The sequence below is a fragment of the Paracraurococcus lichenis genome, assembly GCF_030657435.1.
GTDB lineage: Bacteria > Pseudomonadota > Alphaproteobacteria > Acetobacterales > Acetobacteraceae > Paracraurococcus > Paracraurococcus lichenis.
On the sequence record NZ_JAUTWS010000006.1, the window covers coordinates 80173 to 94371 of the forward strand.

Here is a 14199-nt window from a genome sequence, read left to right on the forward strand (position 1 = left end):
GGTTTCCCCCGGCCCGCCTCGGCGTCAAGCGGGGGCGGGCTATTTCAGCCCGCTGCCGAGGAATTGCCGGAGCTCCGGCGTCTGCGGGTCGCCGAAGATCCGCTCCGAAGGCCCCATCTCCCATACCTTGCCCTGGTGCATGAAGACCGTGGTCGTCGCCACGCGCCGGGCAAAGGCCATCTCATGCGTGACCAGCAGCATGGTCATGCCGTGCTCGGCCAGCCGCTCCATGGTCGCCAGCACCTCGCCGGTCAGTTCGGGGTCGAGGGCGCTGGTCACCTCGTCGAACAGCATGACCTTCGGCCGCATGGCCAGCGACCGGGCGATCGCCACGCGCTGCTGCTGCCCGCCCGAGAGGTTGTCCGGCCAGGCCTCGAAGCGCTCGGCCAGGCCGACCTCCGCCAGCGTCTCCTGCGCCCGCGACTGCGCCTCGGCCTTCGAGACGCCGAGGACGACGCGCGGCGCGAGCATGATGTTCTCGCCGACGCGGAGGTGGGGGAAGAGGTTGTAGCTCTGGAAGACGATCCCGACATCCTTGCGCAGGTCGCGCAAGCCCTTGCCCGAGGCGTCGAGGACATGCCCCGAGACCTCGATCCGCCCGGCCTGGATCGGCTCGAGCCCGTTGATGCAGCGGAGCAGCGTGGACTTGCCGGAGCCGCTGCGGCCGATGACGGCGAAGACCTCGCCGCGCTCGACCTTGAGGTCGATGCCCTTCAGCACCTCCACCGCGTCGAAGCGCTTGTGGACGCCCTCAACCTGCACGACGGGCATGCAGCTTCCCTTCCAGACGCCGTGCCAGCAGCGAAATCGGCCAGCAGATGATGAAGTAAATGGCCGCCACCGTCCCGAAGACCTTGAAGGGGGAGAAGGTGGCGTTGTTGACGAGGTTGCCGGCACGGGCGAGTTCCACCACCCCGATGATCGAGACGATGGAGGTGTTCTTCACCAGCTGCACCAGGAAGCCGACGGTCGGCGGGATGGCGATCCGCATGGCCTGCGGCAGGATGATGTAGCGGTATTGCTGCGCCCGGGAGAAGGCGAGGGCGGCCGAGGCCTCCCATTGCTGCCAGGGCACCGCCTGGATGCAGCCGCGCCAGATCTCGCCGAGGAAGCCGCTGGCATAAAGCGCCATCGAGACCGTCGCCGCGATCAGCGGCGGCAGGTCGAAGCCGGCCAGCGAGAGTCCGTAATAGGAGAGGAAGAGCAGCATCAGCACCGGCACGCCCTGGATCACCCCGATCCAGCCGGCGGCGAGCGTCCTGAGCGGTGCGAATTGCGAGGTGCGGGCAATGGCGACGAGGAAGCCGAGCAGCCCGCCCAGCAGCATGGCCATGAGCGTCAGCAGCAGCGTCCAGCGCACCGAGGCCAGGATGAAGAGGAACTCGGACTGGGTGAAGGTCCGGATCATCGGCCGGCCTGCCCCCGCAGCCGCCCGAGGCCCGAGCCCGGCGGGAAGAGAATGAGGCCGAGCCCGGCCAGCACCCCCCGCAACACCAGGGCGAGGCCAAGATAGATCGCCGTGACGAGGATATAGACCTCGAAGCTGCGAAAAGTCTCGGACTCGACATTGGCCGCCTGGGCCGAGAGCTCCTGCACCGAGATGAAGGAGCAGACCGAGGTCGAGAGCATCATCAGCACGAACTGGCTGGACAGCGCCGGCCAGACCCGCGCGAGCGCCGGGGCGAGGACCACGTGGCGGAAGACCTGCCAGCGGGTCATGGCGAGCGAGAGGCCCGCCTCGATCTGGCTCTTGTGCACGCTCTCGATGCCCGCGCGCACGATCTCCGTCGCATAGGCGCCGAGGTTGAGGATGATGGCGGCCAGCGCCGCCTGCTCGGCCGAGAGCCGCAGGCCGAGGGAGGGGACGCCGAAGAAGACGATGAGGAGCTGCACCAGGAAGGGCGTGTTGCGCACCAGCTCGACATAGCTGTCGACCAGCAGGCGCACCGGCCGCGGCGACAGGCCCCGCAGCATGGCGAGCAGGATGCCGAGCAGCGCGCCGAGCAGGATGCCCGTCCCGGCGAGCTGCAGGGTCAGCCACAGCCCGTCCAGCAGCGCGTCCATGCGCGCCAGGACGGGCTGGAACTGGAACTGGAAGCCCATGCTCCCTCAGAACACCGGCAGGTCGGCGGGCAGCGGGCTGCCGGTCCATTTGGTGGCGATGTCGTCCAGCTCGCCATTGGTCTTCATGTAGTAGATGGTGTTCTGCAGCCACTGCTTCAGCTCGAACTGGTCCTTGCGGACGGTCATGCAGTTCGGCTGGTTGAACAGCAGGAACTTGTTCTCGAGGCCGGCTTCCGGCCGGGTCTTGGCGATGTCGGCGCCGATGGTGTCGGGGATGCCGACCGCGTCCACCTGCCCGACGATCAGCGCCTGGGCGGAGGTCGCGTCATCCTCGAAGCGGACGACCTGCGTCGATTTCGGCGCCTTGCGGACCAGCGCCTGCTCCTGCGGCGTGCCGCGGGGGACGCCGACGCGCTTCCCAGCGAGGTCCTCGATCTTCGCGATCGGGCTGTCCTTCTTCGACATGATCATCATGCGGAAGGCGCTGTAGGGCATGGTGAACATCACCGTCCGCGCCCGCTCCGGCGTCGCGCCGAGCGTCGCGCAGAGAAAGTCCACCCGCCCGGCCTCGAGCGCCGGGATGCGCGAGGGCGGGGTGAGGGGGGAGACCTCCGCCGGGACGCCGAGGTAGAAGGCCAGGCGGGCGGCGACGTCGAGGTCGTAGCCCACGGCATTGCCCTGTGCATCCACCATGCCGAAGGGCGGCGCTCCGGTCACGACGCCGATGCGGACCTTGCCGCGCTTGACGATGTCGGCGGTGGTGATCGGGCCGGCCTGCTGCGCCTTGGCCTCCGTCGCCAGGAAGGCGAGGCCGGGCAGCAGCGCGGCGCCGCGGAACAGGTGCTTGCGCGAGATCATCGGTTTCCTCCCGGAGGTCTTCCGGTGCCTCTGACCATGCGGCTCCGGGAACGTCAACATGGTGCGGCCGGGCACGCCGCGGGTCCCGGCGAGGGGGCGAGGTGGCCAACAATCGGGGGCAGGCGGGCCCTGCCGTGGCCTTCGGGGCCGGTCAGACCACGCTGGTCAGCCCGCCATCCACATAGAGGAGGTGGCCGTTGACATAGCTGGACGCATCCGAGGCCAGGAACACCGCGGCCCCCACCAGCTCCGGCAGCTCGCCCCAGCGGCCCGCCGGCGTGCGCTTGCAGAGCCAGTCGTTGAACTCGGCATTCGCCCGCAGCGGCGCCGTCAGCTCCGTGCTGAAATAGCCCGGCGCGATGCCGTTGCACTGGATGCCGTGCTTCGCCCAGTCGGCGCACATGGCCTTGGTCAGCATGCCGATCGCGCCCTTCGACGCGGTATAGGGCCCGGTCGTCGGGCGGCCGAGCATGCTCATCACGCTGCAGGTATTGATGATCTTGCCGCGGCCGCGCGCGATCATCCCCTTCGCCACGGCGCGGGCGCAGTAGAAGGCGCTGTGCAGGTTGGTGGCGATCACCGCGTGCCAGGTCTCGTCCGGCATGGCGTCCAGCGCGCCGCGCAGGTTCACCCCGGCATTGTTGAAGAGGATGTCGACCGGGCCGAGCCCGGATTCGATCCGCGCCACCCCGGCCTCGACCGCCGCGCTGTCGGTGACGTCGAAACCGGCGATGTCCACCTGCACGACGCCGTCGGCCCGCAGGCCTGCGGCGGCCTTCTCCAGCTTCGCCAGGTCGCGGCCGTTCAGGACCACGCTGGCGCCCGCCAGCCCGACGCCACGGGCGAGCGCCAGGCCGATCCCCTGGCTGGAGCCGGTGACCAGGGCGCGGCGGCCGGAGAGGTCGAAGAGCTTGAGCGACATGCGTCCATCCCCTACAGGCCGCCGAGACAAGCAGGGGATGCGGGCATGGACAAGCCGGAGCTTCTGGTGATGGGTGTCCTGCCGGACTGGGACCTGGCGCCGATGGCCGAGCGCTACACCCTGCGCCTGCTCTACGAGGCGCCGGACCCGGAGGCCTTCCTCGCCGCGCATGCCGCCGATATCCGGGCCATCGTCACCAAGGGCGAGATCGGCGCCTCCGCCGCGCTGATGGAACGCCTGCCGAAGCTCGGCCTGGTCGCCTGCTACGGCGTCGGGATCGATGCGATCGATAGGGGCTGGTGCGCTGCCCACGGCATCCCCGTCACCAATACGCCGGACGTGCTGACCGAGGACGTGGCCGACATGGCCTTCGCCCTGCTCCTGGCCGCGGCGCGGGAGATCCCGCGCGCCGATGCCTGGGTGCGCCACGGCACCTGGGCGCGGGAAGGCTCGATGCCGCTGACCACCCGGGTCTGGGGCAAGCGCATGGGCATCGTGGGCCTCGGCCGGATCGGCCAGGCGGTGGCGCGGCGCGCGGAGGGCTTCGGGATGTCCATCGCCTATAGCGGCCGCGCGCCGAAGCCGCATCTGCCTTATCCGCATTACCCGACCCCGGCCGCGCTGGCGCCGGAGGTGGACATCCTGGTCTGCTGCGCCATGGGCGGCCCGACCACCCAGGGGCTGATCGACCGCGCGGCCTTCGAGGCCCTGCGGCCCGGCGCGATCTTCGTCAACGTCTCCCGCGGTTCCTGCTGCGACGAGGCGGCGCTGCTGGAGGCCCTCCGCAGCGGCCGCATCGCCCTGGCCGGCCTCGATGTCTTCTGGAACGAGCCGGCCATCGCGCCGGAATTCGCCGGCTTCCCCAATGTCGTGCTGGCGCCGCATGCCGCGAGCGGCACGGTGGAGACGCGCCAGGCCATGGGCCGGCTGATGCGCGACAACCTGGATGCCTTCTTCGCCGGCCGCCCGCTGCCGACGGAGGTGAAGTGATGCGCGCGGTCGTCATCCATGCCGCGAAGGACCTCAGGGTCGAGGCGCGCGCGCCGGCCGAGCCCGGGCCGGGCCAGGTGCGCATCCGCATCCGCGCCGGCGGCATCTGCGGCTCCGACCTGCACTACTACCAGCATGGCGGCTTCGGCGCCGTCCGGCTGCGCGAGCCCATGGTGCTGGGCCATGAGGTCGCGGGGGAGGTGGAGGCGCTGGGCGAGGGCGTCGCGGACCTCGCCCCCGGCGTCGCGGTCGCGGTGAACCCCAGCCTGCCCTGCGGCGCCTGCCGCTACTGCCTGGCCGGCCGGCCGAACCACTGCCTCGACATGCGCTTCTACGGCAGCGCCATGCGGCTGCCGCATGTGCAGGGCGGCTTCTCCGAGACCCTGGTCTGCGAGGCGGCGCGCGCCGTGCCGCTGCCGGAGGGCATGGACACCACGCTCGCCGCCTTCGCCGAGCCGCTCTCGGTCTGCCTGCATGCGGCGAAGCAGGCCGGGCCGCTGATGGGCGCGCGGGTGCTGGTCACCGGCGCCGGGCCGATCGGCACGCTGGCGGTCGCCGTCGCGCGGCATGCCGGGGCGCGGGAGATCGTGGTGACCGACCTGCTCTCCGCCCCCTTGCTGACCGCCCGGCGCATGGGCGCCGACCGCACCGTCGCGGTCGCCGAGGATCCGGACGCGCTGCGCGGCTATGCCCTGGACAAGGGCCATTTCGACGTGGTGTTCGAGGCGAGCGGCAGCGCCGCCGCGCTCCGGACGGCGATCGAGGTGGCGCGGCCGGGCGCGACCATCGTCCAGCTCGGCCTCGGCGGCGACGCCGCCCTGCCGCTCTCGGCGCTGGTGGCGAAGGAGATCGCGCTGCGCGGCACCTTCCGCTTCCAGGAGGAATTCCCGCTGGCGGTGGAACTCCTCGCGCGCGGCGCCATCGACCCGATGCCGCTGCTGACCGCGCGCCTGCCGCTGGAGGAGGCGGTCGCCGCCTTCGAGCTGGCTGGCGACCGCAGCCGGGCGATGAAGGTACAGCTCGCCTTCTGAGCCCGGCTCTGGTCGCGGGTCCGCTCAGCCCTTCGGCTTGCCGGCGATGATGCCGCCCGACAGGGTCTCCGGGTTCCGCTCCCACCAGCGGCCGGCATCGACCCAGGTGAGGAAGTCGAGCACGGCGCGGTTGAAGGCGTCCGGGTCCTCGATGTTCATGGCATGGCCGCAGCGCGGCATGACCAGCAGCGCGCTGGTGGAGATGGTCCGCTTCAGGAAGAGGCCCAGCTCCAGGGTCGGGTCGTCCTCGTCGCCGCAGATGATGAAGGTCGGCAGCTTGAGCTGGCGGAAGCGGTCCTCGAGCTCGAAGAGGCTCGGCCGCTCGCGCTGCACCCCCCGCATCGTCAGCACGGCGCCGTCCGTGTCGTGCTCCGACAATTGGGAGAGGAACTCGGCATAGCCCCGGGCATCCTTCTCCTCGAAGACCAGGCGGGTCGGGCCGCGGCCATAGGTCTTCGCCATCTTCCACATGCCCTCCTGGGCGATACGGTCGGCGGTCGCATCCACCTCGGCGCGGAACTGGTCGCGCTTGCCCGGCGCCGCGCCATAGCCGACCCCGGCCGCGGTCAGGCTGCGCGCGAGCTGCGGATGCCGGAGGCCGAGATGCAGCGTGGCGAAGGCGCCCATGGAGAGGCCGACCACATGCGCCGGCCCCAACCCGAGCTTGGTGATGACCGCCGCGATGTCGTCCGTCGCCCGGTCCTGCGAATAGGCCGCGGCCTCATGCGGCACGGCGGAGGGCGGATAGCCCCGGGCATTGAAGGCGATGCAGCGGTAGCGCCGGGCGAAGAAGCGGAGCTGCGGCTCCCAGCTCCGCGCATCGCCCGCGAATTCATGGACGAAGACGATGGGCGTGCCGCTGCCCGCCTCCTCGTAGTGCAGGTCCACCCCGTCATCCGTCGTGACCACCGGCATCGGCCGCTCTCCCGCCTGTCCCGGCGCAGGCTAGGCGGGGGCCGCGGGGGCGGGAAGGCGGCCCCGAGCGATTTGCATGGCTTCGCGAACAGGATATGCCTTCAAAGAGGACCCAATCGGTCCTATTTGTCGGCAGCGAAAGGGACGGATGCCGTGCTGAGGCTGTCGAAGCTGACCGATTATGCCGTGGTCGTCCTGGCCCGGCTCGCGCTGGATGGCGCGGGGCCGAATGGCCGGGTGCAGACCGCGCCGGGGCTCGCCACTGCCACCGGCATCGCCGAGCCGACCGTCGCCAAGGTCCTGAAGATCCTCGGCCAGGCCGGCCTGGTCGAGGGCGTCCGCGGCGCCCGCGGCGGCTACCGCCTGACCCGACCGCTGCCGGCGGTGCCGCTGGCCGAGGTCATCGCTGCCGTGGACGGCCCGATCGCCCTCACCGCCTGCGTGGACGGCACGCTGGGCACCTGCGAGGCGGAGGGCGTCTGCGCCGTCCGCGGCCGCTGGGACCCGGTGAACGAAGCCATCCGCAACGCGCTCAACGGGATCACCGTCGCCGACCTGGCCGGCCCCTGTCATTGCCCGGCTGCCCGGGTCTCCGCCGCCTACGCCTCCATCGCTGCCGTATAGGGACGCCGCATGCCCGCCGTTACCGAGACGATCGACACCGTCCAGTCCGTCACCGAGGGCACCTACAAGTGGGGCTTCGAGACGGAGATCGAGATGGAATTCGCCCCGAAGGGGCTGAACGAGGACATCGTCCGCTTCATCTCGAAGAAGAAGAACGAGCCGGAGTGGCTGCTGGAGTGGCGGCTGAAGGCCTTTGCCATGTGGCAGAAGATGGAGGAGCCGCGCTGGCCCGCGGTGACCTATCCGCCGATCGACTACCAGGATGCCTATTACTACGCCGCGCCCAAGCAGACGGCGAAGGCGAAGTCTTTGGACGAGGTCGACCCGGAACTGCTGAAGACCTATGCAAAGCTGGGCATCCCGCTGAAGGAGCAGGCGATCCTGGCGGGCGTCGAGGGCGCCGGCGAGTCGCCGGCCGATGCCGGCCGCATGCCGATCGCCATCGACGCGGTCTTCGACAGCGTCAGCGTCGCCACCACCTTCAAGGCGCGGCTGGAGAAGGAGGGGATCATCTTCTGCGCCATCTCCGAGGCGGTGCAGAACCATCCCGACCTAGTGCGGCAGTACCTCGGCACCGTCGTGCCGCAGGGCGACAATTTCTACGCCGCGCTGAACAGCGCGGTCTTCACCGACGGCAGCTTCGTCTACATCCCGAAGGGGGTGCGCTGCCCGATGGAGCTCTCCACCTATTTCCGCATCAATGCCAAGAGCACGGGCCAGTTCGAGCGCACGCTGATCATCGCCGATGAGGGCAGTACCGTCTCCTACCTCGAGGGCTGCACCGCCCCGATGCGCGACGAGAACCAGCTTCACGCTGCCGTCGTGGAACTGGTCGCGCTGGACGATGCCAGCATCAAGTACAGCACGGTGCAGAACTGGTATCCCGGCGATGCCGAGGGCCGGGGCGGCATCTACAACTTCGTCACCAAGCGCGCCCAGTGCCGCGGCAAGCGCAGCAAGGTGAGCTGGACGCAGGTGGAGACGGGGTCCGCCATCACCTGGAAGTACCCGTCCTGCGTGCTGCTCGGCGATGATTCGGTGGGCGAGTTCTACTCGGTCGCCATCACCAACAACCGCCAGCAGGCCGATACCGGCACCAAGATGATCCATGTCGGCAAGCGGACGACCTCGACCATCGTCTCCAAGGGCATCTCGGCCGGCCGTGGCCAGAACACCTATCGCGGCCTGGTCCGCGTGGCGCCGACCGCGAGCAGCGCGCGCAACTTCACGCAGTGCGACTCGCTGCTGATCGGCGACCAGTGCGGCGCGCATACTGTGCCCTATATCGAGAATCGCTGCATGACGGCGAAGGTCGAGCACGAGGCGACCACCAGCCGCATCGCCGAGGACCAGCTCTTCTACTGCCGCCAGCGCGGCCTGTCGGAGGAGGACGCGGTCGGCCTCATCGTCAACGGCTTCTGCCGCGAGGTGCTGAAGGAGCTCCCGATGGAGTTCGCGGTCGAGGCGCAGAAGCTGCTGCAGATTTCGCTCGAAGGGAGCGTTGGTTGATATGCTGCGTATCGAAGGACTGACCGCCGAGGTCGAGGGCAAGCAGATCCTGAAGGGGATCGACCTCGAGGTGCCGGCCGGCGAGGTGCATGCCATCATGGGCCCGAACGGCTCGGGCAAGAGCACGCTCTCCTACGTCCTCTCGGGCCGCGAGGGCTACGAGATCACCGGCGGCGCCGTGACCTTCAACGGCGTGGACCTGCTGGCCATGGAACCGGAGGAGCGCGCCGCCTCCGGCCTCTTCCTCGCCTTCCAGTACCCGGTGGAACTGCCCGGCGTCGGCAATGCGCTCTTCCTGCGCACCGCGCTCAACGCCGTGCGCAAGGCGCGCGGCGAGCCGGAGCTGGACGCCATGCAGTTCCTGAAGGTGGCGCGGGAGCGGCTGAAGGCCCTGCACATCAACGAGGACATGCTGAAGCGCGGCGTCAATGTCGGCTTCTCCGGCGGCGAGAAGAAGCGCAACGAGGTGCTGCAGATGGCGCTGCTGCAGCCGAAGCTCGCCATCCTGGACGAGACCGACAGCGGCCTTGACATCGATGCGCTGAAGATCGTCTCGGACGGGGTGAACGCCCTCCGGGCGCCGGGCTTCTCGGCGCTGGTCATCACCCACTACCAGCGCCTGCTGGACTATATCGTGCCGGACAAGGTCCACGTCCTGATGAACGGCCGCATCGTGCAGACCGGCGGGCCGGAGCTGGCGAAGCAACTCGAGGAATCGGGCTACGCCTCGGTGCAGGCGGCGGCATGACGGCGCATCCCGCCGGCGCGGCCGGCTTCCTCCATCGCTTCGAAGGGCTGCGGGCGCGCCTGCCCGGTGTGCGCATCCCCTTCGTTGAGCGCCTGCGCGAGCAGGCGGCCGAGGCCTTCCGTGCCCAGGGCTTTCCGACGCGCCGCGTCGAGGCCTGGAAATACACCGACCTCCGCCCCGTCACCGATGCCGGCTTCGACGAGGCGCTGACCGCGGTGGACAGCGCGCCGGACCTGCCGCCGGCACATGGCGCTGCGCGCGTGGTCTTCGTCGATGGCCGGGTGCGGCCGGACCTCTCGGTGCTGGATGGCATCGGCTATTCGGTCGAGAGCCTGGCGGCGGCGCTGCCCGGCCTCGACGGGCGGATCGGGACGCTCGCGCGGGTCGAGGCGCAGCCCATGGCGGCGCTGAACACGATGCTCTTCGAAGACGGGCTGGTGGTGACCGTGCCCGCTGGTATCGCCGCCGGCGTGCTGGACCTGGTCTCCGTCGGCACCGCGTCGGAGCGGCCGGAAGCCTTCCACCCGCGCCACCTGATCCGGCTGGAGGCGGGCGCGAGCCTGACCATCATCGAGACCGCGACCGGCCCCGAGGGCGCGCGCTACCTGCACAACCCGGTCTACGAGATCGAGGTCGGGGCGGGCGCGACCCTGACGCATGCGCGGCTGCAGCAGGAGGGCACCAGGGCCTTCCAGCTCTCGACCGTCTATGCCCGCGTCGCCGAGGGCGGCACCTATGACAACTTCACCCTAAATGCCGGGGGGAAGCTTGTCCGCAACGAGATCCACGCCGTCCTCGCCGGGCCCAAGGCCGCCTGCCACATGAACGGCGCGCAGCTTCTGCGCGACGGCCAGCATGCCGACACCACGACGGTGCTGGACCATGCGGCGCCCGATTGCGCCAGCCGGCAGACCTACAAGACCGTGCTGATGGGCAGGTCGCGCGGTGTCTTCCAGGGCAAGATCCATGTCCACCAGGTCGCGCAGCGGACCGATGGCTACCAGATGAACCAGGCGCTGCTGCTCAGCCCGGAGGCGGAGATCGACAGCAAGCCGCAGCTCGAGATCTATGCCGACGACGTGAAGTGCAGCCACGGCGCGACGGTCGGCGAGATCGATGCGGACCAGCTCTTCTACCTCCGCGCCCGCGGCATCCCGGAGGCACGCGCCCGCGCCATGCTGGTCGAGGCCTTCCTGCGCGAGGCGATCGAGGGCGTGCAGGACGAGGCCGCCCGCGCGGCGCTGGACGCCGCCGTGACCGGCTGGTGGGACCGCGAGCAGGAGGCGGCCGCGTGAGCTTCAACGTCGAACGGGTCCGCCAGGACTTCCCGATCCTCTCGCAGAAGATCCGCGGCAAGCCGCTGGTCTTCCTCGACAGCGGCGCCTCCGCGCAGAAGCCCCGCGCGGTGATCGATGCCATGGTCCGCTGCATGGAGGAGCGCTACGCCAATGTCCATCGCGGCGCCTATTTCCTGAGCGAGGCGGCGACCGAGGCCTACGAGGCGGCGCGCGGCGCCGTGGCGCGCTTCATCAATGCGGCCGACCCGCGCGAGGTGATCTTCACCGGCAACAGCACCGCGGCGATCAACCTGGTCGCCCATAGCTGGGGCCGTGGCGTCCTGCGGCCCGGCCAGGCCGTGCTGATCAGCGAGATGGAGCACCATGCCAATATGGTGCCCTGGCAGATGCTGCGGGATGAAGGCAGGGGCATCGAGCTGCGCATCGCCCGCGTCACCGATGCGGGCGAGCTGGACCTCGAGGACGTCGCGACCAAGCTGGCGGACGGCAAGGTCGGGCTGGTCGCCATCACCCACATGTCCAACGTGCTGGGCACGGTGACGCCGGCCGAGCGGCTGGTGCGCATGGCGCATGACGCGGGCGCGAAGATCCTGTTCGACGGGTCGCAGGCCGCGGTGCACCGGCGCGTCGACATGCAGGCCCTGGGCGCGGATTTCTACGCCTTCACCGGCCACAAGCTCTATGGTCCGACGGGCATCGGCGTGCTCTGGGCGCGGCTCGAGCACCAGGAGCGCATGCCGCCCTTCATGGGCGGCGGCGACATGATCTCCATGGTCACGCTGGACCGGGTTGAATGGGCCCCGCCGCCCGCCAAGTTCGAGGCTGGCACGCCGCCGATCGTGGAAGCAATCGGGCTGCATGCCGCCATCGACTACGTCTCCGCCATCGGCATGCCGGCGGTCGAGGCGCATGAGCGGGCGCTGGTGGACCATGCCATGCGGCGCCTCTCGGATATCGAGGGGCTCGGCCTGCTCGGCCGGGCGCAGGACCGCGGCGGCGTCTTCAGCTTCTCGCTCGACAACGCGCATGCGCACGACCTGGCGACGCTGCTGGACCGCGCCGGGATCGCCGTGCGCGCCGGCCGCCACTGCGCGGAGCCGCTGCATCAGCGCTTCGGCGTGGAGGGCGGGACGGTGCGCGCCAGCTTCGGCCTGTACACGACCGAGGGCGAGATCGACTATCTCGCCGAGGCCCTGACCAAGGCCCGGGAGTTCTTTGCATGACGTCCGATCGGCGGAGGGCCGGGTGGCCCGGCGCCGCGAATCGGCCGTCGGAGGATTGCTGATGTTCGACGACCTGCGCGACCTCTACCAGGAAGTCATCCTCGACCACGGCCGCAAGCCACGGAATTTCCGTCGGCTCGAGGATGCGGACCGCACCGCGCGCGGCGACAACCCGATGTGCGGCGACCGGCTGGAGCTTTACCTCAAGCTCGGGCCCGATGGCGCCATCGCCGATGCCGCCTTCCAGGGCCGCGGCTGCGCCATCTCGACCGCCAGCGCCTCGCTCCTGACGGAGACGGTGAAGGGCAAGACGGCGGCGCAGGCGCATGCCCTCTCCGACCGCTTCCGGGAACTCGCCATGACCGGCACCTGCCCGGATTGCGGCGCCGACCTGTCGGAGGAGATGGAGCGGCTGCAGCCCCTCTCGGGCGTGCACGAGTTTCCCAGCCGGGTGAAATGCGCGACGCTGGCCTGGCACACCCTGAACGCCGCCCTCGAAGGGGCGAAGGAGGCGAGCAGTGAGTGAGGACACCACCACCACGCCCGCGACGCACGGGTCCTGGACGCCGGAAGGCGAGACGCCGCCCGCCACCCCCAAGGTGGAGGAGGATGCCGTCATCACCATGCTGAAGACCGTCTTCGACCCGGAGATCCCGGTCGACATCTACGAGCTCGGCCTGATCTACGCCGTCGAGATCGCCGATGACGGCAAGGTCAAGGTCGAGATGACGCTGACCACGCCCTCCTGCCCCTCGGCCCAGGAATTGCCGAGCCAGGTGGAGGAGGCGATCCGCATGGTCCCGGGCGTGACCGATGTCGCGGTCGAGGTGGTCTGGGATCCGCCCTGGGACCAGGGCCGGATGAGCGAGGATGCCCGCCTCGCGCTCAACATGTACTGACGGGGGCCGCAGAGCCATGAGCACCACGACCACGCCGCCCGCCCGGCCGAAGCGGGCGCTGCCGCCGCTGATGTCGCTGACCGAGGGCGCGGCCGAGCGCCTGCGCAAGCTCTATGCCGCGGGCGAGGAAGGCCGGCTGCTGCGCATCTCGGTCAAGACCAAGGGCTGCTCCGGCCTCTCCTACGACCTGTCCTGGGTGGACGGGCCGCAGAAGGGCGACGAGCAGGTGACCGACAAGGGCGTGACCGTGCTGGTGGACAGCAAGGCCAGCCTCTTCCTCATCGGCACCGTCATGGATTACGAGGTGAAGGCGATGTCCGCCGGCTTCACCTTCAGCAATCCGAACGAGAAGGGCCGCTGCGGCTGCGGCGAGAGCTTCCACGTCTGACGCCCGAGCGGTTGCACCGCCTCGCTGGTGCTTGATTGGTCGCTGGGGCATGCTCCCCTAGGCTCATGATGATGCTTGCAGGGGAGAAGGCGGTGCGGCGATCGGCTATCGTGGTCATGGCAGGCCTATGGCTGCCGGGTGTGGCCCTGGCGCAGGAGGCCGGGCCGCGAATCCATGCGGGTGCGGGCCTGGGCGGGCTGTTCAGCGAAATACGCGGCGGTGCCATCTGGCACGACCCGAGTGCCAAGGAGGACAGCTTCGCCGTGAACGGCGAGTTGCTCTTCGCCAGCCCCGTCCCGGCCCGCTGGACCGCCGGGATGGACCCGCTCTATCGCTGGGTCCTGGAGCCGCGGCCGCATGTCGGCTTCACCGCGAACACCGACGGCAAGACCAGCAAGGGCTATTTCGGCCTGACCTGGACGACCATGCTCGCGCGCGACGTGTTCCGGCGCGGCGACGGCATCCGGTTCGACTTCCTGTTCGGCGGCTCGATCAACGACGGCCTGCACGACCGGCGCCTGCCGGACCGCAAGGATCTCGGCGGCAACCTGCTGTTCCATGTCGGCGGCGAGCTTGGCTATCAGATCGACCGCACCTGGTCGGTGTCCTTCTTCGTGGACCACGACTCGAATGGCGGCACCGCGCGCCGGAACCAGGGGCTGAACAGCCTCGGCCTCCGGCTCGGCTACGCCCTGTAGCATGGCGCATGACCCGGGGCCGGTCGGTCCCG

General features: G+C 69.9%; 17 protein-coding genes. 11 read left to right on the forward strand and 6 right to left on the reverse strand.

The genetic code is table 11. The features are described 5' to 3' along the window. Positions 1–39: 39 nt before the first annotated feature. The 5 genes from Q7A36_RS07975 to Q7A36_RS07995 form a co-directional block, all read right to left on the reverse strand. Positions 40–771, reverse strand: a complete 732-nt coding sequence (locus Q7A36_RS07975; RefSeq protein ID WP_305103146.1) for an amino acid ABC transporter ATP-binding protein — start codon at positions 769–771, stop codon at positions 40–42. Beyond that, positions 752–1408, reverse strand: coding sequence for an amino acid ABC transporter permease (locus Q7A36_RS07980; protein ID WP_305103147.1), 657 nt, complete (start codon positions 1406–1408; stop codon positions 752–754). The genes Q7A36_RS07975 and Q7A36_RS07980 overlap by 20 nt, the downstream gene beginning before the upstream one ends. Beyond that, on the reverse strand, positions 1405–2103 hold the full coding sequence (locus Q7A36_RS07985; RefSeq protein WP_305103148.1) for an amino acid ABC transporter permease: 699 nt from the start codon (positions 2101–2103) through the stop codon (positions 1405–1407). The genes Q7A36_RS07980 and Q7A36_RS07985 overlap by 4 nt, the downstream gene beginning before the upstream one ends. A 6-nt stretch (positions 2104–2109) precedes the next feature. Further along, a complete protein-coding gene (locus Q7A36_RS07990) occupies positions 2110–2922 on the reverse strand; it encodes a transporter substrate-binding domain-containing protein (RefSeq protein ID WP_305103149.1) in 813 nt (270 codons plus the stop codon). A gap of 151 nt (positions 2923–3073) precedes the next feature. Next, positions 3074–3844, reverse strand: coding sequence for an SDR family oxidoreductase (locus tag Q7A36_RS07995; protein ID WP_305103150.1), 771 nt, complete (start codon positions 3842–3844; stop codon positions 3074–3076). Between the two features lie 45 nt (positions 3845–3889). On the opposite strand from Q7A36_RS07995, the gene Q7A36_RS08000 reads away from it, so the two are divergent. Next, complete coding sequence (locus tag Q7A36_RS08000) at positions 3890–4834, forward strand: 2-hydroxyacid dehydrogenase (RefSeq protein ID WP_305103151.1); 945 nt, start codon at positions 3890–3892, stop codon at positions 4832–4834. Beyond that, positions 4834–5865, forward strand: a complete 1032-nt coding sequence (locus Q7A36_RS08005; RefSeq protein ID WP_305103152.1) for an L-idonate 5-dehydrogenase — start codon at positions 4834–4836, stop codon at positions 5863–5865. Before Q7A36_RS08000 ends, Q7A36_RS08005 begins: the two co-directional genes overlap by 1 nt. 24 nt (positions 5866–5889) lie before the next feature. On the opposite strand, the gene Q7A36_RS08010 is transcribed toward Q7A36_RS08005, so the two are convergent. Next, complete coding sequence (locus Q7A36_RS08010; protein WP_305103153.1) at positions 5890–6780, reverse strand: alpha/beta fold hydrolase; 891 nt, start codon at positions 6778–6780, stop codon at positions 5890–5892. A gap of 153 nt (positions 6781–6933) precedes the next feature. On the opposite strand from Q7A36_RS08010, the gene Q7A36_RS08015 reads away from it, so the two are divergent. The 9 genes from Q7A36_RS08015 (at position 6934) to Q7A36_RS08055 (ending at position 14167) form a co-directional block, all read left to right on the forward strand. Further along, the gene (locus Q7A36_RS08015) at positions 6934–7404 is read left to right on the forward strand and encodes an SUF system Fe-S cluster assembly regulator (RefSeq protein WP_305103154.1); all 471 of its coding nucleotides are present in this window, start codon (positions 6934–6936) and stop codon (positions 7402–7404) included. A gap of 9 nt (positions 7405–7413) precedes the next feature. Continuing rightward, positions 7414–8913 (forward strand): Fe-S cluster assembly protein SufB, encoded by a 1500-nt coding sequence (gene sufB, locus Q7A36_RS08020; RefSeq protein ID WP_305103155.1) that lies wholly within the window; start codon positions 7414–7416, stop codon positions 8911–8913. A 1-nt stretch (position 8914) separates the two neighbouring features. Further along, positions 8915–9661 carry a Fe-S cluster assembly ATPase SufC gene (gene sufC / locus Q7A36_RS08025; RefSeq protein WP_305103156.1) on the forward strand — a complete coding sequence of 249 codons (747 nt, stop codon included), beginning with the start codon at positions 8915–8917 and terminating at the stop codon, positions 9659–9661. After that, positions 9658–10956 carry a Fe-S cluster assembly protein SufD gene (gene sufD, locus Q7A36_RS08030; RefSeq protein WP_305103157.1) on the forward strand — a complete coding sequence of 433 codons (1299 nt, stop codon included), beginning with the start codon at positions 9658–9660 and terminating at the stop codon, positions 10954–10956. The genes sufC and sufD overlap by 4 nt, the downstream gene beginning before the upstream one ends. Continuing rightward, positions 10953–12182: an aminotransferase class V-fold PLP-dependent enzyme gene (locus Q7A36_RS08035; RefSeq protein WP_305103158.1), complete on the forward strand. Its 1230-nt coding sequence runs from the start codon at positions 10953–10955 to the stop codon at positions 12180–12182. The genes sufD and Q7A36_RS08035 overlap by 4 nt, the downstream gene beginning before the upstream one ends. 61 nt (positions 12183–12243) lie before the next feature. Next, a complete protein-coding gene (sufU, locus tag Q7A36_RS08040; RefSeq protein WP_305103159.1) occupies positions 12244–12708 on the forward strand; it encodes a Fe-S cluster assembly sulfur transfer protein SufU in 465 nt (154 codons plus the stop codon). Further along, on the forward strand, positions 12701–13081 hold the full coding sequence (locus Q7A36_RS08045) for an SUF system Fe-S cluster assembly protein (RefSeq protein ID WP_305103160.1): 381 nt from the start codon (positions 12701–12703) through the stop codon (positions 13079–13081). Before sufU ends, Q7A36_RS08045 begins: the two co-directional genes overlap by 8 nt. 16 nt (positions 13082–13097) lie before the next feature. After that, positions 13098–13469 carry a HesB/IscA family protein gene (locus Q7A36_RS08050; protein ID WP_305103161.1) on the forward strand — a complete coding sequence of 124 codons (372 nt, stop codon included), beginning with the start codon at positions 13098–13100 and terminating at the stop codon, positions 13467–13469. Between the two features lie 116 nt (positions 13470–13585). Next, a complete protein-coding gene (locus Q7A36_RS08055; protein WP_305103162.1) occupies positions 13586–14167 on the forward strand; it encodes an acyloxyacyl hydrolase in 582 nt (193 codons plus the stop codon). The last annotated feature ends 32 nt before the right edge of the window (positions 14168–14199 follow it).

Bases quoted from the DNA above. Each gene is read 5' to 3' on its own strand.
- Q7A36_RS08000 (WP_305103151.1), top strand. From the start codon at position 3,890: ATGGACAAGCCGGAGCTTCTGGTGATGGGTGTCCTGCCGGACTGGGAC.
- sufC (WP_305103156.1), top strand. From the start codon at position 8,915: ATGCTGCGTATCGAAGGACTGACCGCCGAGGTCGAGGGCAAGCAGATC.
- Q7A36_RS07990 (WP_305103149.1), bottom strand. From the start codon at position 2,922: ATGATCTCGCGCAAGCACCTGTTCCGCGGCGCCGCGCTGCTGCCCGGC.
- Q7A36_RS08050 (WP_305103161.1), top strand. From the start codon at position 13,098: ATGAGCACCACGACCACGCCGCCCGCCCGGCCGAAGCGGGCGCTGCCG.
- Q7A36_RS07995 (WP_305103150.1), bottom strand. From the start codon at position 3,844: ATGTCGCTCAAGCTCTTCGACCTCTCCGGCCGCCGCGCCCTGGTCACC.
- Q7A36_RS08010 (WP_305103153.1), bottom strand. From the start codon at position 6,780: ATGCCGGTGGTCACGACGGATGACGGGGTGGACCTGCACTACGAGGAG.
- sufD (WP_305103157.1), top strand. From the start codon at position 9,658: ATGACGGCGCATCCCGCCGGCGCGGCCGGCTTCCTCCATCGCTTCGAA.
- Q7A36_RS07985 (WP_305103148.1), bottom strand. From the start codon at position 2,103: ATGGGCTTCCAGTTCCAGTTCCAGCCCGTCCTGGCGCGCATGGACGCG.
- Q7A36_RS08005 (WP_305103152.1), top strand. From the start codon at position 4,834: ATGCGCGCGGTCGTCATCCATGCCGCGAAGGACCTCAGGGTCGAGGCG.
- sufB (WP_305103155.1), top strand. From the start codon at position 7,414: ATGCCCGCCGTTACCGAGACGATCGACACCGTCCAGTCCGTCACCGAG.
- Q7A36_RS08055 (WP_305103162.1), top strand. From the start codon at position 13,586: ATGGCAGGCCTATGGCTGCCGGGTGTGGCCCTGGCGCAGGAGGCCGGG.
- sufU (WP_305103159.1), top strand. From the start codon at position 12,244: ATGTTCGACGACCTGCGCGACCTCTACCAGGAAGTCATCCTCGACCAC.
- Q7A36_RS07980 (WP_305103147.1), bottom strand. From the start codon at position 1,408: ATGATCCGGACCTTCACCCAGTCCGAGTTCCTCTTCATCCTGGCCTCG.
- Q7A36_RS07975 (WP_305103146.1), bottom strand. From the start codon at position 771: ATGCCCGTCGTGCAGGTTGAGGGCGTCCACAAGCGCTTCGACGCGGTG.